This is a genomic window from Variovorax restrictus, from assembly GCF_051216715.1.
Taxonomy (GTDB): Bacteria; Pseudomonadota; Gammaproteobacteria; order Burkholderiales; family Burkholderiaceae_C; genus Variovorax.
Map to the genome: position 1 here is coordinate 44040 of NZ_JBPJZH010000008.1, position 18254 is coordinate 62293.

Annotated in this window: 16 protein-coding genes; 1 reads left to right on the forward strand and 15 read right to left on the reverse strand. The window is 62.1% G+C overall.

Going from position 1 to position 18254, the window contains the following annotated elements:
- Positions 1-93: 93 nt before the first annotated feature.
- The 5 genes from ACSFA0_RS24700 to ACSFA0_RS24720 are packed head-to-tail and all read right to left on the reverse strand — an operon-like array spanning position 94 to position 5864.
- A complete protein-coding gene (locus ACSFA0_RS24700) occupies positions 94-2037 on the reverse strand; it encodes a type IV secretory system conjugative DNA transfer family protein (protein ID WP_435452907.1) in 1944 nt (647 codons plus the stop codon).
- A complete protein-coding gene (gene virB11, locus ACSFA0_RS24705; RefSeq protein ID WP_435452908.1) occupies positions 2034-3068 on the reverse strand; it encodes a P-type DNA transfer ATPase VirB11 in 1035 nt (344 codons plus the stop codon). Before virB11 ends, ACSFA0_RS24700 begins: the two co-directional genes overlap by 4 nt.
- Positions 3065-4339 carry a type IV secretion system protein VirB10 gene (virB10, locus tag ACSFA0_RS24710; protein ID WP_435452909.1) on the reverse strand — a complete coding sequence of 425 codons (1275 nt, stop codon included), beginning with the start codon at positions 4337-4339 and terminating at the stop codon, positions 3065-3067. The genes virB11 and virB10 overlap by 4 nt, the downstream gene beginning before the upstream one ends.
- Entirely contained in the window at positions 4336-5145 is an 810-nt protein-coding gene (locus ACSFA0_RS24715) for a TrbG/VirB9 family P-type conjugative transfer protein (protein ID WP_435452910.1), read from the reverse strand. Before ACSFA0_RS24715 ends, virB10 begins: the two co-directional genes overlap by 4 nt.
- Positions 5142-5864 carry a VirB8 family type IV secretion system protein gene (locus ACSFA0_RS24720; RefSeq protein ID WP_435452911.1) on the reverse strand — a complete coding sequence of 241 codons (723 nt, stop codon included), beginning with the start codon at positions 5862-5864 and terminating at the stop codon, positions 5142-5144. Before ACSFA0_RS24720 ends, ACSFA0_RS24715 begins: the two co-directional genes overlap by 4 nt.
- A 149-nt stretch (positions 5865-6013) precedes the next feature.
- On the opposite strand from ACSFA0_RS24720, the gene ACSFA0_RS24725 reads away from it, so the two are divergent.
- Complete coding sequence (locus ACSFA0_RS24725; RefSeq protein WP_435452912.1) at positions 6014-6526, forward strand: lytic transglycosylase domain-containing protein; 513 nt, start codon at positions 6014-6016, stop codon at positions 6524-6526.
- A gap of 766 nt (positions 6527-7292) precedes the next feature.
- Here the strand turns inward: ACSFA0_RS24725 and ACSFA0_RS24730 are convergent.
- From ACSFA0_RS24730 to ACSFA0_RS24775, 10 genes are all read right to left on the reverse strand, one after another.
- Positions 7293-7895, reverse strand: a complete 603-nt coding sequence (locus ACSFA0_RS24730) for a hypothetical protein (protein ID WP_435452913.1) — start codon at positions 7893-7895, stop codon at positions 7293-7295.
- Between the two features lie 52 nt (positions 7896-7947).
- Entirely contained in the window at positions 7948-9615 is a 1668-nt protein-coding gene (locus tag ACSFA0_RS24735) for a hypothetical protein (RefSeq protein WP_435452914.1), read from the reverse strand.
- 23 nt (positions 9616-9638) lie between these two features.
- On the reverse strand, positions 9639-10142 hold the full coding sequence (locus ACSFA0_RS24740; protein ID WP_435452960.1) for a type 4 pilus major pilin: 504 nt from the start codon (positions 10140-10142) through the stop codon (positions 9639-9641).
- Between the two features lie 169 nt (positions 10143-10311).
- Positions 10312-11406 carry a hypothetical protein gene (locus tag ACSFA0_RS24745; RefSeq protein WP_435452915.1) on the reverse strand — a complete coding sequence of 365 codons (1095 nt, stop codon included), beginning with the start codon at positions 11404-11406 and terminating at the stop codon, positions 10312-10314.
- A gap of 9 nt (positions 11407-11415) precedes the next feature.
- The gene (locus tag ACSFA0_RS24750) at positions 11416-13089 is read right to left on the reverse strand and encodes a GspE/PulE family protein (protein ID WP_435452916.1); all 1674 of its coding nucleotides are present in this window, start codon (positions 13087-13089) and stop codon (positions 11416-11418) included.
- Between the two features lie 38 nt (positions 13090-13127).
- The gene (locus tag ACSFA0_RS24755; protein WP_435452917.1) at positions 13128-13625 is read right to left on the reverse strand and encodes a hypothetical protein; all 498 of its coding nucleotides are present in this window, start codon (positions 13623-13625) and stop codon (positions 13128-13130) included.
- Complete coding sequence (locus ACSFA0_RS24760) at positions 13609-14940, reverse strand: type IV pilus inner membrane component PilO (RefSeq protein WP_435452918.1); 1332 nt, start codon at positions 14938-14940, stop codon at positions 13609-13611. Before ACSFA0_RS24760 ends, ACSFA0_RS24755 begins: the two co-directional genes overlap by 17 nt.
- A gap of 9 nt (positions 14941-14949) precedes the next feature.
- On the reverse strand, positions 14950-16860 hold the full coding sequence (locus ACSFA0_RS24765; RefSeq protein ID WP_435452919.1) for a hypothetical protein: 1911 nt from the start codon (positions 16858-16860) through the stop codon (positions 14950-14952).
- A complete protein-coding gene (locus ACSFA0_RS24770; protein ID WP_435452920.1) occupies positions 16857-17378 on the reverse strand; it encodes a TcpQ domain-containing protein in 522 nt (173 codons plus the stop codon). Before ACSFA0_RS24770 ends, ACSFA0_RS24765 begins: the two co-directional genes overlap by 4 nt.
- Complete coding sequence (locus tag ACSFA0_RS24775; RefSeq protein WP_435452921.1) at positions 17375-18253, reverse strand: TcpQ domain-containing protein; 879 nt, start codon at positions 18251-18253, stop codon at positions 17375-17377. The genes ACSFA0_RS24770 and ACSFA0_RS24775 overlap by 4 nt, the downstream gene beginning before the upstream one ends.
- Position 18254 lies beyond the last annotated feature (1 nt).

An 18254-nucleotide genomic window follows, 5' to 3' on the forward strand; every position in this document is an offset into this window, starting at 1 on the left:
CTTCGTATAGACACCCCCGTTGGGGGCAGAGTGCCGGCCCATTGCGGGCCGACGAAGGAGAATATACCTTAAAGACAACCTAAGCGACAACCTTTAAAAGGCCGCTTGTTCGCGAAAGCGCTCCTCAAACTCTTGAATCTTGCGGCGGCTCAAGGTGCTGCAGAGCGCATCGAGCTGGGCTTCGTTCATGCTTTGAGCGCTGGCGTTGATTCTGTCCAGGAGCGAACTTTCCTCAAGCTCCTCCAGGTCGGGAGACAGGTCGCTGAAATCGTCCTGCAGGTAGTAGTCGGACATCTCCAGCGCCTGGTGGAACACGCGCCAATTCTTCCCTGGAAGCTTCTTCGGCACCGGCACCGATCGCTTCTCACCGTTGATGGTCACTTCCTGCATTGGGACCGCACGGAAGCGCTCCAGGAAGAACGAATCTTCGTAGTAGACGATTTTCTCGGCGTTGATGATGGGTATCCCAGAGCGAACGATCAGCTCGCGCGTCTTGGCCATGGCCAGCACTTCCTGCGGAAGCATTAGTGCGCGTCCTTGGATCGACTCTGTCTCACTGTTGGACGTGTTCAGCGTGAACGGCCCGATGTTCGAGCGCTGCAGTGACGTCGACTGGACCGTGTCCGTGCCGATGAGCGCCGAATACTCCTTGGCATCGGCGATGTCGCTTGGCGTGTAGACGATTTTCGCGCCCATGTTTGACAGGATGTTCTTCGCATCCGGCTTGCCGTAGACTGACTCGAGCTGGGTCCGGTCCTGGATGACGATCGCCAGGCGCAGGTTGTAGCCAGCCATATAGCCGACACCCTTCGCGAGGATCTCGATTTTTCCCGCGGCCGTGCATTCGTCCATGAGCATGAGTACTTGATGCTTCAGCTCCGGGTTGTGCTCGGGCAGCTCGCGCGTGTTCTCGTTGATGAGCTGCGAGAAGAACAGATTCAGGATGAATCCGGCCTGGACGATTTCATTCGCAGGAATGTGGACGTAGACCGTCATCTTTCGCTTGCGGATGTCGCGCAGGTCAAAGTCATCGGCCGACGTTGCCTTGTCGATCACCGCATTTCCCCACATCGACAACGGCGCGACGAAGCTCGCAAGAATGTTTTTGAGCGTGTTCTCAGGGTTGTTCAGGAACCGATTGAGCGCGTCGATGCAACGCGATGACAAGGGCGTCCCGCTGGCAGCGCGCACGCTCATGGCGTGCTTCAGGTAGTCGGAAATCAGCTGCCCCTTGCCGGATCCTTGTCGCAGCACTTCACCGATCGTCTTCGGCAGCGTCGGCGTCTCCAGGACCAACAGCGACAGGCCCACAAACAGGTTGCGGGCCGAGTCGGGCCAAAAAGGATCCTTCGGATTGGTCGGGTAGATGATGACCGCCAGTGCCATCAGGTCGTTGACCATGAAGTTCGGATCCTTCGAGATGTACGACAGCGGGTTCCACCGGCACGTTGTCTCGGAGAAGGGGTTGAAATAGAAGACCTCGTTCGCCAGGTATTGCGCCCGAAACTGGCTCGTGAGGTTGTAGTTCTCGCCTTTGATGTCGAGCACTACGGCGGAGCCCTCGAAGGTCAGCAGGTTGGGCACGCAGAACGACACGCCCTTTCCCGTGCGCGTCGGGGCCGCCAGGAGCGTGAACTCGTAGCCAGGCAGCCGCAGGAGGCCACCGTCCGCCTGCTTGCCCAGAATGATCCCTGAGGGACTGTCGAGCTTCTCCTTGGCAATGTCCTTCGCGTCAGCAAACCGTGCTTTGCCGTGCAGCGCCGAGCTGCGCCCGCGCAGCATGTCCTGCAGCAAGAACGCCGGCACGCCGAAACAGACCAGTAGCGCGACGGCCGCGCTGGACTTCACCTTCATCGCTGCATAGGGAGAGCTGGCCGTCGACCAGGCGTAGTGCAGCGTGGAAAACTCAGCCTTGAGCGGGTTTTCCTTGTACGACAGGAACAGCAGCACGCCGGCGATGTAGTTCGCCGCGGCCAGGCATCCGGCAATGCCAACGAGGCCGAGAAGGATGATGCCGATCAGCTTGCCCTTGCTCATTTGATCGCCTCCAGCTTTTTTTCGGGCGCGTAGTAGATCTCGCTGATGAACCGCTTTCCTGCAACGTTCTGGAACTGGATGACGATGTCGATCGTCAGCGTCAGGAGCCGCTTGATGACGTCGAATGTCAGGTTGGCACCGCCGGGCGAGTCTTGAATCATGATGGCCATCTGTTCGAAGGCAAGAGCTGGTGAACCGGCATGACAGCTGGTCATGCTGCCGGGGTGACCTGAGGCGGCGTTACGCACGAAGTAGAGGCATTCGTCGCCTCTGACTTCCGCAAGGAGGATGCGGTCGGGCTTCATGCGCAGGCAGCTCTCCAGCAGATCCTTCGCCGAGGTCTTGGCCGACGACTGCCCGCCCTTGCTGTACAGCAGATGGACAGCGTTCTCATGCGGCAAGAACAGCTCTCGAACGTCCTCGATCGTGATCAGCCGCTCCTCGCTCGGTATCTCGCGCACCAGGCCTTTCATGAACGTGGTCTTGCCGGATCCAGTAGCGCCGGCCACGACGATGTTCATGCGCGTCTCAACCGCCTTGCGGAGAAACTCCTCGTAGCTGCCGGCAACTAATAGATCCTTGAGGGCCTGCTCATGTGGCAGCAGGCCCGCTTGCATCGGGCGAACTTCCTTGAACAGGCCTGCGGCCGAGAAGTCATCCAGCGAACGCGTCACCTTAATCGGTTTGCGCATCGTGAAGGAAGTGCTGCCAGTCTCCACGGCCGGCGGCATCACGAACTGGACGCGCGCGCCGTTTGGCAGTGCGGCGCTGAGCAGTGGAAATTCCTTCGACCACTTTTGACCAGAAAAGGTCGCAACCGCGTTCCCCAGGTGGAGGATGTTTTCATTGGTCACCTCGATGGGCTTGCTGCCCCATGACGAATCTTTTTCGAACCAGACCCGACCGGGTTTGTTGACGGCGATTTCAGTGACCGCGTCGTCTTCGATCAGATCCTTGAACGGAGCAAGGAAGTTGTTGATGGTCGTGTCGGCGCCGACGACGAGCCGGGGCATTTCAAGGACTGCGCTCATGGTGCTTTCACCAGTTGGTAAGTGCTGTCAAACCACAGGTCGCGGTTGACGAAAATCATGATCCGATCGCCTCGGTTCTTGTAGAGCGTCGGGGCGATGTTGATCGTCGAGTCGAGGATCTTCTCGGACAGCTTTCGCGTGGAACCGATGGAGTTCGTCGGGATGTAGACATTCGTCCCCTGCGAGTTCTGCGAGGACGAGTTCTTGTTTTGCGCATCGGCAATCCCATACGCGAGCGCATCGTCGACAAGCGACAGGAGCACGGCCGCACCGATGCGGTCTATCCAGTGGTTGTCGACGTAGCCGCCTGCGCCGGCCGTGCCGACACCGTCGGTTGCGGGCGAGTCGACATCGATGACGATGCCGCGTGTGGTCTTGATTCGGGACCATTGGACGGCGATACGCTGATCGCCGGTCTTCAGGCTGTTCCCATAGGCACCCTGCGCGCGCGACCCTTTTTCAACCAGGAGTGCTTTCCCGTCGTCAGAGTACACGTTTTCCGGGACGACGCAGCTTGTGTTACCCGCCACGGAAGAGTTCAGCTGCGTCTCCAGGACGCAAGGAATCCAGCTCCCGCGAGCAAGCACGAACGAACGATCGCCGAGCTGGGCGGCTGAAGCTTGATCGGTCGACGTAGGGGGCTTGCCGCTCCCCTTGGACTTCGCCATCGCCTGCACAGTGCGATCTGCAGCGGCCGGCGCACGGGCCGCGATCAAGGCCTCAGCCTGAGCTGCCGCTGAGGCCTCATCCATTTGCCCGCCCATCATCATTGAGGGCGCGGCTTCCGCCTTTGGCGTTGGCGTCCCAGGTGGCATCCCCTGCGGCTGGCTGAAGCCAGCTGGAAGCTGCGCAGGACTACCAGCCAGGTTCATGTTGCTCGGCAATGGCCCACCCGGCGCGGGCGTCGACGGCGCGCTGAAGCTCGCAGGAAGGGCAGGCGCGGCTGCTGGCTGCTCAGGGGCTGGCGCGCTCGTGCCCTCCTCCGCGCCAAAATCACGCGCCTTCCGAACCACCGGGGCATTGGCCTGAGTGGCTTTCTCCTTGGCGGCGCGCTTTTGCGCGAACTCGGCCTTGTACTGTTTGAACATGAAGGCAGCCAAGGCCATGATGGCGATGAGGCCCAGGGCCAAGAACAAGGCGCCGAGGAGCTGACGCGTCGGGCGCCGTCGCTTGACCTCAGCCTGAAATGGCTGCGTCGCCTGCACCGGGCTCTGTTCGACCGGCTGGGCCTCATAGGCCTGCGGCTCTTGCGGATCGTAGGGCGTGCTCATTTCCGCAACTCCTGCTTGAGTCCGCTGATCGTCGTGCCGTGATGGGGCGCAATCCCCGCCGCATCGAAGGCGTCATTGAAGACGCCGACCAACGAGCCGGAAAGGCGAAGGTTCCACGAGGCACCGACGCCATGGACGACGACGTAGTCGTTGTCCCTGTGGCTGTTGACCAGCCATTCGTCGTTGGAGCCGGGCGTGCTCTTGAAGATGGCCGGGACTGGCAGGTTGTCGGGGAACTTGAAGTAGGTGAAGCGACCGTCGTCGAAGACTTCACGCGGCCGGATGTCGACCGTCTCGCTGACAACCTCCATCGAATACTGTTCGTTTCGTGCGGACTTGAGCGCTTCAGACAGCGGCGTCGCTGCCTCTTTCGCTTCCTTCGCTTCCGCGACCGGGTCCGGTATCTTCACTACCGGGTAGGTGACGACGATCTTCGACACGAAATCCGTCGGTGCGCCCTTGGCGCTACCTGGCACGAGGTCGAGCACGTAGGAGCGTGTCTTTGTGACGATCAAGACCGTCGCATCTCGCGCGCCTTCCAGGGGTCGCGCAAAGAAGCGCGAACCGAGCTTCGAAATTTCCCACTTGGCGATCTTGCCGCCTGCCGCGTCGGCGATCGGCTCTGCGGGATCCAGTTCGAGCAGGATGGGATGGTCGGCGTAGCCCACCGCCCGAAGGACCAGGTTGTCCTTGTATTCGACCCGCCGAACGCGCGACGTGTCGTCGTAGCTTGCGCTGTAAGCCTGCGCGAAAGCGCTGGAGGCACCCAGCGCCGCGCAGATAGTGACGGCCTGAAGGAGCTTCATCGACGATCACCCTTGGAGTCGCCGCCCATCTCGGCGTCGGTTTGGTACGCGGTCACGGTGAACCCGAGAGGATTGGCGATGGCCTCTTTTTCCAGCGTCAAATTCTTGACGGCGTACTCGTAGCGAAGGGTTGCAATCCGGCGGGTCACGGCCGCCGGCGCTGTCACACGGTAATCACGGGTTCGCAGCTCGTAACGCACCGTGGCCGTGCCGTTCCCATTGAGCGTGATGCTCAGCACGGTCGGGAGAATTTCAACGTCTTCCTTGTACCGCTTGTCGAGGGCGTCCGAGCCCTCGAACTGCGACGCGTAGTTGCCCCACGGCAGGTTCCCGGCCAGTCGTCGGACAGTGTCGTAGTCCTGCTGGATGAACTTGTAGACGTAGCGCTCGCGCGCGATCATGAAATTGTTGATCCAGTGCTTGTCGGAGAGCGTGCTGTTCGCGACGTACTCTTGAGCGGAAGGAACGACCTGAGCTTCCCCTGTGAGCTTGTCGACCATGACGACCGTGGGCACAACGCTGTGGAGCGGCACAAGCATTGCGAGCGCAACGGCTTCAGCCAGGCACACGACGCCTGCTGTCGCTGCGACGCGCCAAGCCACCATCCGTGACTTTCTCTCGTTGAGGACGATGCTGGCTTCCCAGCTGAGGTCCGACAGGATCCTGTCGTCCTTGCGTTGTGCGGTGTCCTCGTTCGGACTCTTGGACTTGCGGAACATTGAGCACTCCCATGCTGGCTAGCAGGGTCTACCTGCCAGGCGCACCACGCGCCCGGTCGTTAAGGTTGCCAGTTAGGATGATTATAAGGTTGTCGCTAAAATTGATGTCGCCGGTTTCGCATGCGAAACGACAACCTAATGGACAACCTATGAATCGTGAGATATTGCCGAGGACCGTTGCACGGGCCACGGCCGCTGTATGCGCCTGCCTTGCCTTCGTATGGAGCGGAAATGCAGGCGCAGCTGGAGCCGCGCCCAAGGCGCCAAGGAACCCGAATGCGCCGATCCAGGTGCCGTGCGTTGAAGAGGCTGCGGCATTCCACGGCGTCAGCTCGATGTTGCTGCGCGCCATCATCTATCACGAGTCGAGGGGCAACCCTGCAGCCGTAGCCAAGAACACCAACGGGTCTATCGACGTTGGGTTGGGGCAGATGAACTCCATCCACTTTCCCGAGCTTGCCCGCTACGGCATAGCGCCCGGTCATTTGCTCGATGGCTGCGTGAACACCTATGTTGCTGCTTGGCATCTCGGCAAGCAGGTCCGCCAGTACGGGAACACCTGGACGGCCGTCGGCACCTACCATTCAAAGACACCGATGTACCGTGATCGCTATGCCGGACAGATCTACGCCGTACTGCAGCGCTGGCGAGTTGTTCCATAAAGAGGCGATGCACGCGACCCCTGTTCGCGGGGCCGTGCCGCCCCCTGCCCGCCCTGCTGGCGCGAACGCGACCCCCTTGGGGAACGCTGCGTGTTCCCCCGATGCGCTCCGCTTTCGGCGCCCCCTTTTGCTTCCTGTTTGGCATGAGGTGGGGGTGGAGAAATATGGGCATTAAAAGCTGTTGCGCGACAACACAAAACTGTTGTCACGAGCCCTGAAATCAATTAAAATTAGTACCTAATCGACAACCATCTAGGGAGTAATAAAAATGAGGTTTCAAAGTCTTTTTGCGATCGCTGCGTTTGCGGCTGTCAGCTTGATTAGCGGTTGTGCTGCTACTGCTGGACTTCCTTCGGATTCAACAACTTCAGGCCAAGTCGCGACGGGATCGTGGGCTTGGAAATACATCGCATACGACACGATGACTGGTTCGAACAATGGACCGGGCCGGTTTGAGCTTTCAGGGTCGCCGGGCTCTTATCGCGCGCGATTGGTTCTCCCAGGACCGGGAACCTGCGCCGTAGCCTCAAGTTCTGCGGTTGTCGACAGCACGGCTGATGCGCTTGTAGTCACCACGACACCGACAATCAAGGATTGCGGCGTCCGGAGGTACACGATTCGCAAAGACGGTTCGGGCGGTTATTTTGAAGTTCAATCTGTCACGAAGGCTGGGACTTTTTGGGTTCGCGACGAGTTCGATCGAGGGCTGACCCCGCTCTGAAAAAAAAGGCCCCAAGGGGCCTTTTCTTTTAGCGGGCTACCTTAATTAGCCCGATCCGCCGCCGCCGCCTCCGCCGCTGTCACCACCGTTGCCGCCGGGGCTGTCTACACCATCGTCACCGTTCGTGAAGACCAATACGGCGCTGCCGGGCGGGCATGTGAAATCTCGCACCCAGCCTTCCATGCCATTCCCTGGTGGCACTTCCCCAGGGTTGTACTGTCTTCTCACAGTCGTAGGACCCGATGCGTTGTATACGCACGCCACGTCTTGCCATGTGGGACTGTTCACGGTGTTGCCAGGTCGAATTCTGAAGATGCCTGTCGCAAATCCGCCTCCGGCGCTCGCTGCCTCTTCTGCACGCCGACGTGCGTCCTGGGCGATTTGATTGGTTACCTGATCGTTGTAATACGCAGCGTTGGCGGTGTTCTGGGCATTGTTCGCATAGTTCCATGCGTTGTTAGCCGAGTTCTGAGCGTTATTGATATTGTTGTAGATCGTCCCCTGGTTGACGGCGATCACCGCTCGCCGTCCGGAGTCTGCAGAACTGGCCGGGATCTGCTGCCCGAAGGCGTGCAACGTCCCTAATGCCAGGAGCGCGCCCGCGCCGATGGCGCGAAACACCGCGCTCTTGCGCTTCATGAGTTTCATGGTTCCTCTCTCTTCTTAAAAATCGCCTGGTGCGCAGGCGTCGCTTGATGCGTCAGGGGTAGTAACAGAAGACTTGCAGCACGCTGCTGGCGGCAGGAGAGGCCGATAGAGCAGCCCCAGCGCCATTCGTGAGCTGCACTGTCCAGCTACCCCCGTTGTCGACAACGAAGCGAGAAAACCCGCTGTCGTCGCTCGATTCCACTTTCGGGATCAGCTGGGGAATGGGAGTGACCGTCTGCCCAGGTGCCGCGCCGCAAAGTGGCTTCGCGACCACCATGCCGTGCGTCACTTCATAAGCCGTGACGAAGACCAGGTGCGTTGTGATGTCCTGGATACGGAACCAGCGATTCACACCGCCCGACGGGTTCGATTTGCACACCAGGGCGGAGGCGCCACCGCCGACGACCGGGACCGTGTAGCCGATCGCGCCTGGAACGCCGCATGTGCCGCCAGCCACGGCTGGCGGCAGGAAGTCGGTCATATAGGTCCAGGTGCCGTTGAAGCAGTACAGCTGTCGCCCTTGCGCATCCACGGCGCCCTGCCCTTCGACTGGGCAGGCTGAGCCCGCCGTCGCGACCGTGCTCAATGGGCTCCATACAACCCCAGTGCAGACGACAAGGACGCCGCCCGAAGCGGATGCGGTCGACCTGGCCACGGCGCCCGCGTCGGTGCATGCCGAACCCGGCGCATAGGCGCCGGTGGGAATCAGCCGATCGCCGGCAACCTTCCCCGAGGTCTTGACCATGGCCTCCACGCCGGCTGCACCGGGCGACAGCAGCGCGAAATTCGTGTTGCTGCCGTTGAACGAGGCAGGCGAATCGGACGCAAGAACGCTGCCGCTCGCGACCATGTCGACCGCGCGCACCCCGCCCGTGAAGCCGGCCGGCAGATCGTTGGGGTCCAGGCAGTTGAAGCCACCACGCCCATCCGCCTGCAGGCGAACGCAGTTGTTCACGCTGACGTCGCCGGCCAGCGTCGTCGTCCCTCCTATCGACACATTGCCGGCGATGGACACAGGCCCTTGAAAGTGCGGGTCGCGAGGATCGTTGAGAACAAGGAAGCGGCCGAAGCCGCTTGCACCGAAACCCACCCGAGCGCCGACGACGCCATCCGGCGTTCCAGCGACCGGGTTAGGTACGGAAGCTCCGTTGATTCCAACGAGGATGCTGGGATTCGTGTTCATCGAAACGACCACGTCACCGCCGACAGCATCCATGAGCGACCCCACCTGAATGCCAGCCATGTTCGTTGTCCCTGGCTGGCGGATGGGTTGATCGATGTAGACGACCCCAGTGATGTTGCAGGCCACGCCAACGCATCCAGCCGGGATTTTTTCAAGCCTGACGCGGTAGATGCCGGCGTTGAGTTGTGACGTGTTGCTCGTGTTCGCCGGCAGGTAGCCCATAGCGATCAGGTTCGCGACCGTGGGTGAGAAGGACTGCCCAGCGCCTGTGCCGTTTGCCAGCGTGGCCGATTCTTTCGTCACGGGCTGATCCAGCTGCAGCGCCGAGTAGCTTTCCATCGTGTAGTTGTTGGCAGCATCCTTCATCAGCTTCAGCACGTCGCCTTGCAGTCGGCCAGCCGACACCTTCGCCTGCAGCTGCTGCGCCTGGATCTGGCCTGCAGCGATCACCGCAGTGACCACCAGGGCTAAGAGCAAATGAAGAATGGAAAAGCCGCCCTGGCGGGGGCGGCTTGCCAAGACGTGCGAGCGATGCATGTCTTTTCTCTGGGGGCTGCGGGTTACTGCCCGCGGCCGAAGGTGAAGTTGATGTCACTTACCGCCGAGGCATCGCAGGCAGAGGACATCGCAGCCACGTCGACGGCAACGTCGGCGGCCTTCACTACTGTGGCGCCGACTGCCATTCGGCGCGTCAGGCTCTCGAGCCCCAGAACCAGGTCTTGGCAATCCGACTGACGGACATTCCCATAGCTCAGCACGAGCGAATCGTTCGGTGACGTGATCGTCGCAGGGGAAAAGTCGATCGCGCCGTTGTATTCGTTCTGTGCCGTGTTCGTCCCAACGATCCGGCGGCGTGCAGGGACGACGCCCGACTGCACAGCAATGGCCGTGGTGACAGCGCCGTACTGGTTGGCGCCGCCGTAGAGCTTCTGCGCGCCGGAAATCATCCCGACAATTTCTGATTTGGCGGCTTCGATCCGAGCATTGCGGGTGGAATCGCTGTACTGGTTGTAGCCCACCAGGGTGACGGCAGCGGCGACGACCAGGCCGAGCAACACGAACATGATGCTCACGCCACGTTGGGCGGAGCGACGGGCGGACTGACGGCGAAGGTGGAGGGTGGAGTGCATGTTTTTCCCTGGGGATTGGTGGGCGGTTCTGCCCTGAAAGCAAATAAGGATTTAAACGACAACCTAAACGACAACCCGACTTTAACGGATTGCTGTCTGGATGTCAGGGGGCCTGCTGTGCCCGATGGAGCATTCGTGTCGTCGGATCGGAGGCTTTGGCAAGCGCGCTGGCGATCGTCATCGTCCCGATCGACAAGACAACGGCGATGACCAGGGAGGCCAAGGTCAGCGACCACTTGAGCGCGCCGGCGGACAAGCGCACACGACGCTCCAGGCTGGACATCTCGCTCGTGCCGAGCTGGATCAAGGCTTCGTCGAATTTCTTCGAGTCCATCAAGCTCGCGAGCCGTGCCCGAACAGCTGGAGGCATCAATCCGCGGCCGAAGGCGGCCATGTAGTCCGTCGGGTTGTCTTCCAGCGCTGTGACGATGCGGAGCAAATGCCAGCGCAGCCAGGGCTGCGAGGAGACGCTGAGCGACTGCAGAGCCTCGCGCAAAGTTTTACCAGCCTGAATGAGCATCGCCAGTGAGCTCAACACCACGGCCGAGTTGTAGTCACGGAACAGCGAGACGACCGGAAGGCCTTCTGCCTTCAGTCGCATCGGCCCTGTCCACCGTGGCAAGGCATACACCGTGACTGCAACCAAGGCGACGATCGCGATCGCGATCACCACGGCGTACTCGGTCACAGCTGCAGCAAGCCAGCGCACCAGGCCGTTGAAGCCGCTCCAGACTTCCGCAGGGGCTCCGCCATCGGCGATGCCATTGACGATCTGCGAGGTGATGAAGGTCAGGGCACCCACGATGGGGATTGCCAGGACAGGCACGACCAGCTCGAAGGCGACGGCGCGCATCGAGCGCTGCTGGAACTCGACGGCGTCAGCGGCCATCATCAAGGCCTTCGATTGATCGTTCACAGCATCGTCAACGGCGCGCATCAAGAGCTGATCGGACTTTGGGGCGATGTTTGCGACCAGCTCCGAGAACGTGGCGCCCCGGCCGGCGGCCAGGCGCGCAGACATTGCCCGGTAGACCCGCACCGACGTGCTGTCGTCCAGGATCCGCGCATTGCTGGCGGCGCGCTCCAGGAAGTCACGCAAGATGACCTTGCGCGTCAGCGCGTCAGCCAGGTCGCGGTAGAAGTTGGCGCGCGAGAACGACCAGATGAAGCAGAAGACCTTGAAAAGCAGGCGATCCATGGTCTTTCCTCAGCGGCCGAGGCCGCGTTTCTTCTGGTACGCAATGAACCGCGGCCACGTGTCGAACCGGGAGCACTGCCGGGCGTCGACCGTGCCCGTCAGGGCCTTGTAGAGCGTGTGTTCAACCACCGTCTTGCCCGTCATGTCTGGGTCGTCGAGGCGCAGATTCGATGCACTGCGGTACACCTCAACGGCGGCCGTGTCGTGGCCTGCACGGATGTGCTTGAGCCAGTCCTCATCCGGCATCAGCATCTCGGCAACCACCGTTTGATCGATCGTCCCGCGCTTGCTGCAATGCTCGCAGCCACCGACGTGCTTCCAGCGCAGTCGGCTTGTTTCCAGGCCCAGGCCTGCCAGGTCACTCGCGATCGTGGCGACGCGGGGGTCGGACTTCGCCGCCTGTTCCGTCGGCTCAGCGCACACCGGGCAGAGTTTTGCGACCAGCGCCTGGTACGCGAACAACGTCGCCATGTTGGGCGCCGTCAGGATGTCGCGGCTCATCCCGATCTCGGGATTGACCAGCCGGGGCACGATCCCGGATAGCAAATGCGCGTGGACCGTTCCCAGGGCCATGTGGCCTGTCTCCGCTAGCTGCTGCGCTGCATTGCTGCTGAAACGATCACGGATTTCCCCAAGCATCACGACATCGGGATCCGCGCGCATCAAGGCTGCAACCGTTTCCGCGTAGCGCTTTGCCGACTCCTCCGGATTCGACAAATCACGCTGCATATGGATCTGGTGCGCGCCGCGGATCGGGTATTCGACAGGATCCTCGATCGTCCAAACCGCGCTGCGCGGCGTGTTCGGGTTCAGCTCGATGAACGACTTTTGCGAGGTCGACTTGCCCGAGCCCGTCACGCCCGCGATCAGGACCATGCCGGACGGCGTGTGCATGGCTTGTTCCCACAAGTCCACATGCGAGGCGGCGTAGCCTAGTTCGTCAAATGTTCGCGTGGGAAGGTCCTGGTCGACGTGCAGCAGCCGAAGGACAGTCTTCGGGCCGTCATTGCCCTTGAGGGACTGAAAACGCAGCTTGAGGCTGCGCGCGCGGCCCTGGAAGGGCACCATGCAATACAGGAACTTGTCGGCCTCGAAAAGCGAGGCGGAACCGGACTTGGACTGCTGATCGTTGTTGAACAACGAGCCCATGCAACTCTTGACGAACTCGGCGCCGTAAACGCCGCCGTGGCTGGTATTCATCGGTTCGATTTCGCCGTCGACCCGAAAGCGCACCAGGCCCTGGTTTCCCCGCGTTTCAATGTGGATGTCAGTAGCGCGATTCGCGATCGCGTACTCGATCCATTCGTTGGTGGCGACTGAATACTCGTTACCGCCGGCAAAGTTGCCGCGCGTGGCCTCCTGCCCTTCTCCGCCGGACTGGATGGAACTGATGACCTGGTCGGCGCCCTTTGCGACGCTGACGTCATAGCCAGCTTCTCTCAGCTTGCCCTTCGCCCATTCGAGCTGCAGCGCCTGTTCGACGCCTGCATAGACGATGAGCACCGATTGCGTTGACAGCTCGACAACCACCAGGGTGCCGCGTGCAGGTTTCTCCATGCCTGCAAGTGGGCCAACGCCGGCCGGCAGCACTCTTTTCCAACGCGGAACTTCAGACAGCGTCTGGTAGTTGGCGACGGCTTGGTCATTTGCAGGCGCGATGCTGCGCAGCGGTGCCGGCGCCAAGGGCGCTGTACTGACGCTGTCCCGACTCGAGAGGAACCTCATACGGCCTCCCCGAGGGCCACGACCCGTTGGCCGCAGCGCGCTTTTTCCCGCACATCGGCTGCCGTGCATGGCTTGCTGATCTGCAGGCCGCGCTGATCGATGCTGGTCACGCGCTGCCCGTTGAGCTGCATGCCGACCATTGCCAGGCTCAGGCGCTGCCCTTCGGCCAGCTCTGCGACCCAGGCGCCATTCTTCGCATAGACCGCATGGACGACGATCCGCGGCTTTGCCGCCTCAGCCGCCTTGCGGGCAAACCGCGCCGCTTCCTCAGCCGACGGGGCCAATGGCGGAGGAGCCTTCAGCGGCACACTCAGTTCGAGATCCGCTTGTGCGGCCTCGCGGCGCATCTTCGCAATCTCCGCTTGTTGTTTCACGCGCTGGGCGTCGGCAAGCTCTCCCAGCGTCTGGGCATTGCTCACGCCACTGAAGGCGAAGAGGACGAAGCTCACGGCGGCAGCTGCGGCCACGCGGCCAAAGTCAATCGTTTTTGACATAGAAGGTTCCAGTGAGACGCGCCTTTGCGCGAGAAAGGGGTTCTTGCTTGGCGTCGCCGATGTCGACGCTCCAGCCGGTCCAAGCGACATTGCTTGGCGCCGTGGCCAGCGCTTCGACAACCTGCGGGAGGGCGACCGACGACACTTCGAACTTGCCGGCTGCAAGCGCCTGCGGGTGCTTGAACGACTGCGGTACGCCCGGCACCTGCGGCCACAGCTGCGGAGGCGTCAGCTGGACGCTGGGTCCAGCCACAAGCCACATCTGCAGCTTCGATGCTTCTGCGCTCTGCAGGAACGCCCCCAGGCCCATCAGCTGCTGCGATGGCTCAAGGCGCTGCATGGGCAGCTCTTGCTTCCAGGTCATCCGCGCTTCGTTCAGGTTGATCTGCGACGAAGGGCTCAGCTCAAGGCCGGGCATCGCTGCACGCAGCGAAGCCAGGGTGCCGGTGGTGCGGAAGAACTGCACTTCACATCCAGCGGTCGCGCTGCAGCCGATACGCGTCGCCCGCCACCCATCAGGCGCCACGGGCAGACGTTGGGCAGCTGCGAACCCTGCTTGCAGTGCAGCGCGTTGGAGCCCGGCACCTTCACGCGCTGCAGCCAGCGCATTCAGGTACTTCGGAATGGGATCGGCCGCACGCTGACGGGCCAAGGCTTCCTTGCGTGCTTTTTCAGCCTTCCACTTCGAGTGATAGACGAAGCCGCCGGCGGCACCCAACACGATCAAGCCAATCACCGCGACCCGGGCCGCGTTGATGGGAACCGGACGCAAAGCCGTGCCCTTCGTGGTTGCGCCTGCGATCTGCTGAAGCAGATCCGTCGACATGAGGGAGCGCGGATATTTCTCCGTGTCGTCGGAGAAGACCGAGATGTCGCTGCGCTCCTGCAGGTAAGGCTGCGCCTTGAGAAATGCCGCTGTGCTGTCTTCTTCAACGCGGTCGAGCACCGGAAGCCCGTTGATGACGACGACGACCGCATAGGCGCCGTCAGCCGTCTTCACGTTCAGAAGGGCCGCTGGATGCTGCCGCGCCCACGAGGCGAATGCGCCTGCGAGCGAATGCGAACCCTTCTCCGGCTTGGAGCCGTCGAGCGCGGTGAAGAAGCCGGCCTGAAGACGGATGACTTCCTTCTGCTTTCCCTTGACCGTGCTTTTCTCAGGCGTCAGAGCGCTTGCGACCGTCGCGTGCGTAGCGCCGTTACCGCTTGCGCCTTCGCGCAGGCGGCTGTCGAGAGAACCCTTGGCGGCGAGTAGCCGCCAGTCCAGGCCGCCGATGAGTCGGCGCCCTTCTGCGGTTTGGTAGACCAGGCGTGCCATGCGTGCCTCTTACAGCTGCACCGCACGAACGACGATCATGAAGTCCTCGCGCTTGTAGCCGAGCTTTCGCGAGCCACCTGCGCCGATTGGCAGGCTGTCCGTGAGCGTCCGCGTGTCGCCGGCAGCGACCCTGCGGGAAAGGCCGGTCACAACCATGGCTTGTCCCGGCATCAGACGCACTGTCGTCTGGTCGTCGGTGCCAGAGGTCACTGGCGTTTGAACACGCTGGAAGGTCGCGCCCGAACCTGCAGACACATCGAAGAGGCTGAGAAGCTCTGTGAGCGACACACCGAACTTCAACAGGATCGCGCCGTTGTCCAGAATGGCCGGTTGCACGAGGAACTTGTCACCCGTGACGATCGAACTTGTCTTCAAGCCCACCGAGCCGCCGCCCGTTCCGAGCGAGGAGGCGGTGCCTGGTGTCGTCTCCGAGAGGTAGCCGTCCGTCTTGAGGTTGGTCTTTCGCGCCCACTGGCGGTTGAGGGCGATCATGGAGACGGGCCGATATTGGGCCGTGTCGGAAATCTGGCTCAGCAACGTCAGCATGGCCGACGAGCTACCGAAACGCGCTTGCGTGCCGCGCAGCGGCGCACCGGCTTCCGGTTGCAGGATCGAATAGCCGACGTTTCCGCCGAGCGCGCCTGCCAGGCTGGCCGGCGAGCTGATGACCGCGCCCCAGGTGCGCGACAGGTTTTGATAGACGATGTTCCAGTCGACGCCGCGCTCGTCCGTGTCGTCCTTGGTGACGCTGTAAACGTCGATCTGGATATGGGCCTGCCGCATCATCGCGGCCTCTTCGTGCTTGAGCACTTCGCGCACGCGACCCATCACGTCCTTCGTCGCCGTGACCGTGAAGCGTCCAGAGCCTTCGCTCAGGACGACCGATCCGCCCGTATCGCCAACCATCCGCTCGATGCCCTTGCGGAGCGATTCGAGCGCAGAGATTTTCCCGCTCTCGTTGACGTCCAGAGACGCCGTCGTAGAGCCCGTTTGCCCCGAGCCGCCATTGCTACCACCCGACGACTGACCGCCGTTCGTGCCGCTCAAGCTCATCTTGTAATCCTGCGTGCCGACGAATGCGGCCAGCTCGAAGCTCTCGCTGATGAAGCGCTCGATGACGACGACACCATCACGGTACGCCCAGCTCAGATTGAGCCGGCCTGTCACGTGATCGAGGAACGATGCAAGGGAGCCATCCCAGCGCATCTCGGTCGCGTTCACGTCCGTCACCAGCTCACGGTATGCGGGCTGCTGCGGCGCGACCTCCAGCGTCGCGCCTGAGGGCAGAGGCATAGCGGGAACGACGTTGGTGCCGCCTGCTGTCGGCGAGACAGAGGTCGGCGCCAGGGTCGTGCCTGGTGGCAATGGCGAGTTCCTCCCCTTCGGCGGCAGCACTGCGCCAGGCTGCGGCGCGCCCACCGGCAGGCCAACGCCAGCAACCGTCGTCGTCATGGGCATGGGGCCGGGGAAACCACCGGCAGCGGCCGGGCCGTAGACGTCTTGTTTCACCCGTACAGGAACGTTCGTCATGCGGCTCAAGCGTTCCGCGATCACGGCAATCGACACGCGCCCATTCGTTGCGCGATCGTTGAAGTTGATCTTCACGCTGTCGGTGAAGACCGGGGGCAGTACCTCGTCGCTCTGCACGGCGGTCATGCGCGCACCGATCCAAGCATGCGATGCACGGCGAGCAACCGGAGCGCTGCGCAGGAATGCGGCGCGACTGTCGGCCTGCGCCGGCGAGCCCAAGGTGTCGTCGTCAACCGGCAGAGGTGTCGTGCCACGGTTCACGGTTGAGGTTTGCTGACGCACGTTGGCGCCGTCCTCGGCGATTCGCTTCGTCGTGCCGCAAGCAGCCAGCATGCCGATGCCAACGAGCGCGATGGCGAGACGAGTGAGGCGGGAGCTGTTCGTGTTCATTTGCATTCCTTGTCTTGGTCGCCCTTGCGCGTGACGCGCGCCAGCGGGGGGGTGTTGGGGTAGAAGCAGACTTCCAGCGGATAGCTGCCAAAAGCAATTCCAGGAGATGCGAGCTGGGCTTCGACGGCGTCCTCGAAGGAGCCGGTGACGGTGTCAGGCGCTTCCACCATCACGTTCTTGGCCGCGTCCCAGCGAACACGCCAGCCAGCAGCTGCAGCCCACCGCTGAAAGGTGTTTGCCAACGTCACGTCGCGCACCTCGACAGACCAAGCGCGCGCGGCAGCAGCAGCGGGCTTTGCCGCTTCAGATGCCGTTGGAGTTGTCACGGTGGCCACGGCCACACGCGAAGGAAGCTCTGCCTTCGGCAGGGCTTTCCCGATGACCAGGTCAGGCTGTTCGCCGACCGTGATGTCCTGTGCGCCTGCGGCGGCACCGATGAAGACGAATGCAGCGATTGCGCATGCTCGTGCTGACGTAGCTTTCACTTTTGACTCCCTGAAATGATTCGAGCGGTTCATGGCGTAGGTGCCATGTCGTAGACGCGCAGCGCAGTTCCGTTTTCAAGGAACTTCATGCCCAAGGGCGTCTTGAATTCGCCATACCGACCGGCCAGCTGGCCGATCGCTTCGCGCAGCGTTCCGGTGAAAACTTCTTGGCGCAGGCCTTCAGCTACCGGGTAGTCGCTGGCGCTTTCCCAGGTGAAGCGCACGTTCGCAAGTGCGGTCCACTTGCCGAGCACTTCACGCAGCGACTTCGAGTTGTCGACTGCCCAACTCGTGATTGCTGGCGGAGGCACTGCTGGCTTCTCTGCGGCCGCGACAACGGCCGGCGCGACAGGGGGCGCGACTTCGACCACCGGGGCCGCAACCGGCTCAGGCGGTGGCGGAACGACTTCCCCGTTTTGCACGACCAGGCCTTCCGGCGTGTTCGTGATGAGAAGCGGTTGCCGGACACCGACGAGGGCGTCGCGCATTTGCCCAAGGGCGGACTCCAGATCCTTCGCATCGATCGCGCGCATGCGCGAGGTCACTGGATAGTCCAGGTCGCTTTCCCAGGTGAAATCGATGCGAGCGATGCGTGCCCAACGGCGAAGGACAGCGAGAACAGATTGCTCCGAGCCATTGACCAAGTACGCCTTCAGCTGGAAGGGCTCTGGAGGCGCTTCGCTGACGACCATCGCGGTTTTCCCCTGGCTGGCAACGATCTGGCCTGCCGCGGCAGGGGTACCCGCTGCAGCAGGCGAAACCGTCGCGTAGCTCACTGCAGATGGCTTCGGCGCACTGCCGTTGATGGCGACACGCGTTGCGTTGCCCGTTGGAAATTTGATGGTTGGTGCCGAGGTGCAGGCACACAGAGCCAAAACCGCCGCGTACAGCGGTGCTGTTTTCAACATT

Bases quoted from the DNA above. Each gene is read 5' to 3' on its own strand.
- ACSFA0_RS24700 (WP_435452907.1), bottom strand. From the start codon at position 2,037: ATGAGCAAGGGCAAGCTGATCGGCATCATCCTTCTCGGCCTCGTTGGC.
- virB11 (WP_435452908.1), bottom strand. From the start codon at position 3,068: ATGAGCGCAGTCCTTGAAATGCCCCGGCTCGTCGTCGGCGCCGACACG.
- virB10 (WP_435452909.1), bottom strand. From the start codon at position 4,339: ATGAGCACGCCCTACGATCCGCAAGAGCCGCAGGCCTATGAGGCCCAG.
- ACSFA0_RS24715 (WP_435452910.1), bottom strand. From the start codon at position 5,145: ATGAAGCTCCTTCAGGCCGTCACTATCTGCGCGGCGCTGGGTGCCTCC.
- ACSFA0_RS24720 (WP_435452911.1), bottom strand. From the start codon at position 5,864: ATGTTCCGCAAGTCCAAGAGTCCGAACGAGGACACCGCACAACGCAAG.
- ACSFA0_RS24725 (WP_435452912.1), top strand. From the start codon at position 6,014: ATGAATCGTGAGATATTGCCGAGGACCGTTGCACGGGCCACGGCCGCT.
- ACSFA0_RS24730 (WP_435452913.1), bottom strand. From the start codon at position 7,895: ATGAAACTCATGAAGCGCAAGAGCGCGGTGTTTCGCGCCATCGGCGCG.
- ACSFA0_RS24735 (WP_435452914.1), bottom strand. From the start codon at position 9,615: ATGCATCGCTCGCACGTCTTGGCAAGCCGCCCCCGCCAGGGCGGCTTT.
- ACSFA0_RS24740 (WP_435452960.1), bottom strand. From the start codon at position 10,142: ATGTTCGTGTTGCTCGGCCTGGTCGTCGCCGCTGCCGTCACCCTGGTG.
- ACSFA0_RS24745 (WP_435452915.1), bottom strand. From the start codon at position 11,406: ATGGATCGCCTGCTTTTCAAGGTCTTCTGCTTCATCTGGTCGTTCTCG.
- ACSFA0_RS24755 (WP_435452917.1), bottom strand. From the start codon at position 13,625: ATGTCAAAAACGATTGACTTTGGCCGCGTGGCCGCAGCTGCCGCCGTG.
- ACSFA0_RS24760 (WP_435452918.1), bottom strand. From the start codon at position 14,940: ATGGCACGCCTGGTCTACCAAACCGCAGAAGGGCGCCGACTCATCGGC.
- ACSFA0_RS24765 (WP_435452919.1), bottom strand. From the start codon at position 16,860: ATGAACACGAACAGCTCCCGCCTCACTCGTCTCGCCATCGCGCTCGTT.
- ACSFA0_RS24770 (WP_435452920.1), bottom strand. From the start codon at position 17,378: ATGAACCGCTCGAATCATTTCAGGGAGTCAAAAGTGAAAGCTACGTCA.
- ACSFA0_RS24775 (WP_435452921.1), bottom strand. From the start codon at position 18,253: ATGTTGAAAACAGCACCGCTGTACGCGGCGGTTTTGGCTCTGTGTGCC.